This is a genomic window from Pseudomonas sp. XP2 (assembly GCF_053557975.1).
On the sequence record NZ_JBNRIK010000016.1, the window covers coordinates 83,167 to 90,964 of the forward strand.

The 7,798-nt window shown below is 63.3% G+C and carries 7 protein-coding genes; 4 read left to right on the forward strand and 3 right to left on the reverse strand.

Going from position 1 to position 7,798, the window contains the following annotated elements; all coding sequences use genetic code 11:
* Positions 1-111: 111 nt before the first annotated feature.
* From ACK1VC_RS17945 to ACK1VC_RS17955, 3 genes are all read right to left on the reverse strand, one after another.
* Positions 112-1,014, reverse strand: a complete 903-nt coding sequence (locus ACK1VC_RS17945) for an alpha/beta hydrolase family protein (protein ID WP_016489083.1) — start codon at positions 1,012-1,014, stop codon at positions 112-114.
* 161 nt (positions 1,015-1,175) lie between these two features.
* The gene (fabV, locus tag ACK1VC_RS17950) at positions 1,176-2,387 is read right to left on the reverse strand and encodes an enoyl-ACP reductase FabV (RefSeq protein ID WP_095116114.1); all 1,212 of its coding nucleotides are present in this window, start codon (positions 2,385-2,387) and stop codon (positions 1,176-1,178) included.
* A 250-nt stretch (positions 2,388-2,637) separates the two neighbouring features.
* The gene (locus ACK1VC_RS17955) at positions 2,638-3,492 is read right to left on the reverse strand and encodes a LysR substrate-binding domain-containing protein (protein ID WP_016489085.1); all 855 of its coding nucleotides are present in this window, start codon (positions 3,490-3,492) and stop codon (positions 2,638-2,640) included.
* A 135-nt stretch (positions 3,493-3,627) separates the two neighbouring features.
* On the opposite strand from ACK1VC_RS17955, the gene ACK1VC_RS17960 reads away from it, so the two are divergent.
* The 4 genes from ACK1VC_RS17960 to ACK1VC_RS17975 are packed head-to-tail and all read left to right on the forward strand — an operon-like array spanning position 3,628 to position 7,762.
* On the forward strand, positions 3,628-4,668 hold the full coding sequence (locus ACK1VC_RS17960) for an agmatine deiminase family protein (RefSeq protein WP_060517409.1): 1,041 nt from the start codon (positions 3,628-3,630) through the stop codon (positions 4,666-4,668).
* Positions 4,665-5,561 (forward strand): N-carbamoylputrescine amidase, encoded by an 897-nt coding sequence (gene aguB, locus ACK1VC_RS17965; protein WP_191086968.1) that lies wholly within the window; start codon positions 4,665-4,667, stop codon positions 5,559-5,561. Before ACK1VC_RS17960 ends, aguB begins: the two co-directional genes overlap by 4 nt.
* 2 nt (positions 5,562-5,563) lie before the next feature.
* Positions 5,564-6,649: an extracellular solute-binding protein gene (locus ACK1VC_RS17970; protein WP_031311934.1), complete on the forward strand. Its 1,086-nt coding sequence runs from the start codon at positions 5,564-5,566 to the stop codon at positions 6,647-6,649.
* A gap of 3 nt (positions 6,650-6,652) precedes the next feature.
* Positions 6,653-7,762: an agmatine deiminase family protein gene (locus tag ACK1VC_RS17975; protein WP_016489089.1), complete on the forward strand. Its 1,110-nt coding sequence runs from the start codon at positions 6,653-6,655 to the stop codon at positions 7,760-7,762.
* The last annotated feature ends 36 nt before the right edge of the window (positions 7,763-7,798 follow it).

The following is a 7,798-nucleotide window of genomic DNA, read 5'->3' on the forward strand; positions in this document are numbered from 1 at the left end:
GATAAGCGGGGCTCTGTGGGAGCGGGCTTGTCCCGCGAACACCGGCAAAGCCGGTGCCAGGCACCGCGTGGCTCCATTCGCGGGACAAGCCCGCTCCTACAGAATGCACCCTCAATCCATGAGGGTGCCAGGCCCACCTTCATCCAGCGCTCCCTGCATCAACCACTGCAAGGCCACCGGCCACAGGCTCTCGCGAAACCGGTCATGGAAAAACGCGAAATGGCCAATTTCCTCGACCGAAATATCCACAGGCGCGATACGCAGGTGCCGGGCCCCCTGTAGATAACTCAGCAAGCGCTCGGTCGCCGCCACAGTGCCAAACGGGTCATCGGTCAAGCTGATGGCCAGCGTCGCTGCCTGGACGTGGGCAAACGGTACCCTCTCAAGCCGGCGCCCACTTGGCCGGTGCTCATAGCGTGGCGTACGGGTGGTCCAGTCATCCACCACCCCCGCCGGGGTGTCTTCCATCCAGCCCAGGCGCTTGCCAGGGAAGTAGCCCAAAGCGCGGGTAAGCAAAGGCATCACCACATGCCATTTGCCGAACAGCCGCCAGCGTTGATCAGCCGCATAATCGCGCCAGTAGGCAAACTGCGCGCCTACCATCACTACCCTGCGTATCTGGCCGGCCGACGGTGCCAGGCCGACTGCGCAACCGCCAAAACTGTGCCCCACCACGTCTATTGGCTGGCCGGGGAAACGCTCGGTCGCATGCGCCAACATCGCTTCGAAGTCCAGACGGCCCCAGTCGCTCCACGATGCCTGGAAGCCACGCAACGAAGCCGGACGAGATTCACCGATGCCACGGTAGTCGTAGGTCAGCACATCGCAGCCCTGGGCAAACAGGTAGTCGGCAAAGCGGGAGTAATAGCGGCAGCGTACCGAAGTGGCCGCGTTGATGATCACCAGCGGGCGCTGGGGGTCAGGCTGGGCGTGACGCCAGCAGAAGCCGCCGAGGCTGTAGCCATCGGCTGTGGCCTGGCGAAAAGGGGTGGCGGGTTGGGTGAGGCTACTCATGGCGCATTCCCTGTTGTTGTGCGCCAAAACTAGCAAAAAATCTTGAACCTGTGCTGGCCTTATCGCCGGCAAGCCGGCTCCCACAGAATTCCACAGGCCATGAGGCTTGTGGTCTAGCTGCGGGAGCTGGCTTGCCGGCGATAGGGCCAGCCCGGTTCGGCTTACAGCTCGATGCAGTCGAACTTCACATCGGTGGCCACGTCGTCGTCATAGTTGACGTCAGCACGCTCGAAGCCGAACAGGTTGAGGAACTGCTTCTTGTAACCGGCATAGTCGGTCAGGTCGAACAGGTTCTCGGTGGTGACCTTTGGCCACAGGGCCTTGCACTCGTCCTGTACGTCGTCGCGCAGCTCCCAGTCGTCCAGGCGCAGACGGCCCTTCTCGTCGACTTCGGCCGGCGCACCATCGGCGCGATACAGACGGTCGCGGTACATACGGTCCAGTTGGTCCTGGGTGCCTTCGTGAACGCCTTTCTCCTGCATGATCTTGAAGACCATCGACAGGTACAGCGGCATCACCGGAATGGCAGAGCTGGCCTGGGTGACCACCGATTTCAAAACGGCCACATTGGCGCCGCCTTTCACTTCGTCGGCCAATTTCTTGTTCAGGCGCAGAGCGGTATTGTCCAGGTCCTGCTTGGCCTGGCCCAGCGCACCGTGCCAGTAGATTGGCCAGGTGATGTCGCTGCCGATGTAGCTGAAGGCCACGGTGCGAGCACCTTCGGCCAGCACGTTGGCGCCGGCAAGGGCATCGATCCACAGCTGCCAGTCCTGGCCGCCCATGACGGTGACGGTGTCGGCAATTTCCTGCTCGGTGGCCGGCTCGATGCTGGCCTCGATGATGGTGTCCTTGTTGGTGTCGATGGCAGTCGACTTGTAGGGCTGGCCGATCGGCTTGAGTGCCGAGCGAATGACTTCACCGGTCTGCGGCAGTTTGCGCACAGGCGAGGCCAGCGAGTAGATGACCAGGTCGACCTTGCCACCCATCTCGTTCTTGATCAGCTCGATGACCTTGGCACGGGCCTCGTCGGAGAAGGCGTCACCGTTGATCGACTTGCTGTACAGGCCCTCGGCCTTGGCAAACTTGTCGAAGGCAGCGGAGTTGTACCAGCCAGCAGTGCCGGCCTTGGTTTCGGTGCCTGGTTTTTCGAAGAACACGCCCAAGGTGTCGGCCTTGAAACCGAACGCTGCGGTGATACGTGCGGCCAGGCCGTAGCCACTGGAAGCACCGATGACCAGGACCTTTTTCGGGCCATCCTCGCGCACGCCCAGCTTGCGGGTGGCTTCGATCTGGTCACGGACGTTGAGCTCGCAGCCCTTCGGGTGAGTCGTGGTGCAGATAAAACCGCGAACCTTAGGATGAATGATGGCCAATGTCTGTACCTCGTCAGGTTTATGCCGGGGAAGCGCCGCGTGGGGCGATTCCGATTGATCAGAGGGTGAGACTACCCCCGCAGGTTATCCGACACATATTACGGGGTGATCAAAAGGATGCAAAACCTGGGTTTACCTGTACCGGCCCTATCGTCGGCAAGCCAGCTCCCACAAGGACTGCGCAAACCTTCCGCCCTGTGGGGTACCTGTGGGGGCTGGCTTGGCGGCGATAGGGCCAGTAATGCCAACATCACTCTGAGGCCAAAGCACCTTTCAACCACTCCAGAAACTGCCGGGCCAGCGGATCTTCCTGACTGTCCCGATGCACCAGGCAAGCCCACGCCGGCCCCCGTACCCGCTGCGCCGACAACGCCTGCAGACGCCCCTCCTCCATCGCCCGCTGTGCCAGCAACTGGCTGACCAGGGCCACCCCCAGCCCCTCGCTCGCCGCATCCAGCAACAGCCCGGGATCGGAAAAATTCAGCCCCTTGCCCTGCTGCCCCACATCCTCGCCACCCTCCAGCTGCCAATGGCTCCAGTCCATCTCCCGCTCGCCATGCAAGGTAGTGCGCACAACCGAAGCGGCCATTGAAGGATGGCAGGCCGGGTACAGTTGATCCTGATGCAGCACGCTGAAGCTGCACTCGGCCTGGGCACTGAGGTCATCGCGGATGGCCAGGTCGATGGTCTCGGTGGCCATGTCCGGCACCTCGAAGCTGGTGAACAACCACAAGTCGACCTGCGGGCAACGCCGGTGAAAGTCAGCCAGCCGCGGCAACAGCCAATGCCTGGCAAATGCCGGGCTGGTGTTGACCACCAACTGGTCAGGCTTGCGGTACTGGTCAAGCCGACGAATGCCCACGGCCAGGTGCTGCAACAGCGATTGGGTGGTGCTGAGCAGGTCATGCCCGGCATCGGTCAGGCTCACGCTGCGCCCGCTGCGGTGGAACAGCGGCTGCTCCAGGTAGGTTTCCAGGCTGCGGATCTGCTGGCTGATGGCCGACTGCGTGAGGTTCAGCGCCTCGGCAGCCTTATGGAAACTGCCCAGCCGCGCCGCAGCCTCGAAACCGCGCAGGGCATTAAGAGGTGGCCAGTGTTTAAGCATGATTGATAAGCCCTGCTAATCAGATGTGCGCTAAATCTATCGTTTGTCGCCCGCCAGGCCTAGCCATAGCATGAATACCAACACCCGCGACGGCGGGCTTCGTTGATAAAAATCCTTCATAGATCGGAGTTCACTATGCACCTGTTCCTCGACAGTGGCTGGCGCATGCCCGCCGAATGGGCACGTCACGCGGCAACCTGGATGATCTGGCCACACAATCAGGACTTGTGGGAAAGCGCCTGGAACGTGCGCCTGGCCGATGTACAGCAGGACTACGCTCGGGTCGCAGCGGCCATCGCTCGTTTCGAGCCGGTGAAGATGGTGGTCGACCCGTCTGCCGTGGCCAGCGCCCGCGCGCTCTGCGGTGCCAACATCGAGCTGATCGAACTGGCAGTGGACGACAGCTGGTGCCGTGACAGCGGCCCGAGTTTCGTCTGCCACCCGCAGCATGGCCTGGCCGGCCTGAGCTGGCGCTTCAATGCCTGGGGCGACAAGTCGCAGCATGGTCTGGACCGCAGCCTGGGCCGGCGCATCCTCGACCAGCTAGGCCTCGACGGTTTCAGCACCTCGCTATGCAACGAAGGTGGCGCGGTGCATGTCGATGGTGAAGGCACGCTGATCACCACAGAATCGGTGCTGCTTAACCCCAACCGCAACCCTGGTGTGAGCAAGGCCGAGTTCGAAGCCTGCTTTGCCCGCCATCTGGGCATCAGCAAGACCGTCTGGCTGCCGGGTGACCCGCAATACGTCACCGGCGACATGACCGACGGCCACATCGACGGCGTGTGTGCCTTCGCCCGGCCAGGCGTATTGCTGGTCGACGCCACGCATGATCAAGGCTCGTTGTACGCCGAAGTTGTGCGGGAAAACCGCCGTGCCCTGGAACTGGCCACGGACGCCCGGGGCCGACACTTCGAACTGCTGGACCTGTACGAAGCCACCGCCGCGGTCGACCATAACGCCGAAGTGTTCTGTGCGTCCTACACCAACTTCTACATCGCCAACGGCGCAATCATCATGCCGGCCTATGGCATCGCCGCCGACCAGGAGGCCGCTGCACAGCTGGCCCACGCTTTCCCGGGCCGGCAGATCGTACCCGTGCGTATCGACCACATAGCCCACGGCGGTGGCGGCATCCACTGCATTACCCAGCAGCAGCCGGAGGTACAGCCATGAGCCTGCTACGGGTGGCCACCACTCAGATGCCGTGCAGCTGGAACCTGCCCGATAACCTCGACTGCGCCGAACAGCTTGTGCGCCAAGCCGCTGCCAAAGGCGCCCAGGTGATCCTGCTGCAGGAGCTGTTCGCTACCCCGTACTTCTGCATCGAACAGGACCACCAGCACCAGGCCCTCGCCCAGCCCTACCCCGGCAGCCCGATGCTGCAGCGCTTCGCTGCGCTGGCCGGCGAGCTGGGCGTGGTGCTGCCGCTGAGCTGGTACGAGCGCGCCGGCAATGCCTTCTTCAACTCGCTGACCGTGGCCGATGCCGACGGCCGCCTGCTCGGGGTGTACCGCAAAACCCACATCCCCAACGCTATCGGCTACCAGGAGAAGGAGTACTTCAGCCCTGGCGACACCGGCTTCAAGGTCTGGGATACCGCCTTTGGCCGCCTGGGCATTGGTATCTGCTGGGATCAGTGGTTCCCCGAAACCGCTCGCTGCCTGGCACTGATGGGCGCCGAAGTGCTGTTGTTCCCCACCGCCATCGGCTCCGAGCCCGGCTGCGCCGAACTGGACTCACGCGACCATTGGCAGGTGGCCATGCGCGGCCACGCCGCCGCCAACCTGTTGCCGGTGGTGGCGGCCAATCGCGTAGGCGATGAAGTCGCCGCCAGCGACGCTTCGTTGAGCATGCGCTTCTATGGTTCGTCGTTCATCTGCGACCACAAGGGCGCCATGCTCGCCGAGGCCGACCGTGACAACGGCGGCATCTGGCTGCACGACCTGGACCTGGCACGCATGCGCGATGACCGCCTGAGCTGGGGCATCTACCGCGACCGTCGCCCGGAAATGTACGCCCCACTGCTGACTCTGGACGGCAAGCATCCACATACCCTGAGGGCCTGAGCATGAAACACCACGTTCTAGCCGCATTGGCGCTGGCCATTTGCGCCAGCCAGGCCCAGGCCGAACAGGCCGTTTTGCGCCTGTACAACTGGGCCGACTATTTTGCCGAGGACACCCTGAAGCAGTTCACGGCCGAAACCGGCATCCAGGTCATCTACGACGTCATGGACGGCAGTGAAGTACTCGAAGCCAAGCTGATGTCCGGGCGCAGTGGCTACGACCTGGTGTTCCCCGGTGACACCGTTGCCGAACGGCTGATGCGCGCCGGCAGCCTGCAGCCACTGGACCACAGCCGCCTTGAGGCACTGGACGACATCGAGCCCGGCCTGCGCCAGCTGCATGCCCGGTACCCCAGGGCCAGCCAGGCGACCGTCCCCTACACCTGGGGCACCATCGGCCTGACGGTGAATGCCGAGAAAGTCCGCCAGCGCATGCCCGATGCGCCGCTGGACAACCTCGACCTGCTGTTCAAGCCGGAGCTGGCGGCCAAGTTCGCCGACTGCGGTATCTCGGTCATCGACTCGCCCGACGAAGTGTTGGCTGTGGTCCTCAACTACCTGGGGCGCGAGCCACGCAGCGCCAAGCGTGAAGACTTGGCCGCCGCCAGCGAGCTGCTCAAGGCCATACGCCCGTATGTGCGCAAGTTCCAGTCGCAGCCGGTGACCGAACTGGTCAACGAAAACCTGTGCGTGTCCCTGGGCTATAGCGGCGACGTGATCCAGGCCCAGCGCACGGCCGAGGCCGCAGGCAAGCACCTGGACTTTCAGTACCGCGTGCCCCGCCAAGGCACCACGGTGTGGATGGACACCATGGCCATCCCGGCCGACGCTAGGCACCCGGAATACGCCTATCGTTTCATCAACTTCGTCATGCGCCCGGCGAACATGGCTGCCATCAGCAACTTCACCGGTTACCCCACTGCCAGCGCCAAGGCGCGCCAGGCGGTGGACCCACGCATGCGCGACAACCCCGATATCTACCTCGACGAAGCAACCTATGCCCGACTAATACCGGGCCGCGATATTCCACAGGCTGACATGCGGGCACGCATGCGCGTGTGGACACGCTTCAAGACTGCACAGGACTGAGCCATGCCAAGCCGTAGAACCTTCCTGCAACTGTCACTGGCGGCCGGCCTCGGCACCGGCCTTGGCTTGCCCCTGGGCCTGACTCGCGCCGACGAGCCCGGGCGCTGGCTCATGCCTGACGAGGGCGAACCGCAGCAGCGCGCCTTCATCGCCTTCGGCGCCCAGGATGTCATCTGGGAAGACTTCACCGCCGATGTGCAAGCTGCCCTGGGCCGCATAGCCCAAGCCATCGCGCGTTATCAGCCGGTCACCGTGTTCTGCCGGGCAAGCGAACGAAAGCTGGCCGAGCAGCACTGCGCCAGCCCGCGCACAAGCTTTGTCGAGTGCGAACTGGACGACATCTGGATGCGCGACATCGGCGCCAACTTCGTCCTCAATGACGACGGCGCGCTGGGCGCGGTGGATTTCAACTTCAACGGCTGGGGCAACAAGCAGCGCCACCGCAACGATGCACAGCTGGCCAAGCGGATCGCCACACTCGCCGGCGCGCGCTATCAGCGCAGCGAGTTGGTCGGTGAAGGAGGTGCCATCGAAGTGGATGGCCATGGCACCGGCATCATGACCGAAAGCAGCTGGGTCAATGCCAACCGCAACAAGGGCTGGAGCAAGGCCGAGGTCGAGGCCGAGCTCAAGGAGCGCTTGGGGTTGAGCAAGGTTATCTGGCTGCCGGGCATCGCCGGTGAGGACATCACTGACGGGCATGTGGATTTCTATGCCCGCTTCGTGCGGCCGGGGGTGGTGATTGCCAACCTGGACAACGACGCGGAATCGTATGACCACGGCGTGACGCGCAAGCATCTTGAGATTCTCAAGCGCGCCACCGATGCAGAAGGCCGGACGTTGCAGATTCATGTCGTGTCACCGCCACAGCGCGGGCGGCGTAACAGGTTCAGCAAGGGCAATGAAGACTTTGCGGCCGGATACGTCAATTACTTCGTGATCAATGGCGCGATCATCGCGCCGCAGTTTGGTGATGCGCAGGCCGATGAAGAGGCTCGGGCGTTGCTGGCGGCGTTGTACCCGGGGCGCGATATCGTGCAGCTGGATATTGATGCCATTGCCGCCGGGGGTGGCGGGATTCACTGTGTGACCCATCAGTGTCCGGCTGTTTGAGTTGTGTTGCCTGACCTGGCCTCTTCGCGGGGGAAA